This is a genomic window from Hydrogenovibrio sp. 3SP14C1, assembly GCF_029625905.1.
GTDB lineage: Bacteria > Pseudomonadota > Gammaproteobacteria > Thiomicrospirales > Thiomicrospiraceae > Hydrogenovibrio.
The window spans coordinates 1-236 of record NZ_JARTLM010000326.1 but is presented as its reverse complement, the minus strand read 5'-3'; the positions used below and the strand labels follow the sequence as shown (position 1 = coordinate 236).

Genomic DNA, 236 nt, shown 5'->3' with positions numbered 1-236 from the left:
GGCGGCGCGACGCTGACCTTGAACGGGATCAACACCTACACCGGTGGCACCAACATCAACGCCGGCACGCTGGCGCTGGGTGCCGGTGCCAGCCTGGCGGCGAGCGGTACCGTGAACCTCGCCACCGGCGCCACCCTGGATCTGTCTGCCGGCAGCGGCACGCAGGTGTTCGGCACCCTGGTCGGCAACGGTACGGTGAACCTCGGTGCCAACTCGATCGCAGTCGGCGGGGCCAC

The 236-nt window shown here is 69.9% G+C and carries 1 protein-coding gene; it reads left to right on the top strand.

Annotation, left to right across the window (positions count from 1 at the left end; genetic code table 11):
- The coding region (locus P8629_RS12715) for an autotransporter-associated beta strand repeat-containing protein (RefSeq protein WP_278166446.1) at nt 1-236 on the top strand (236 nt) is incomplete at both ends.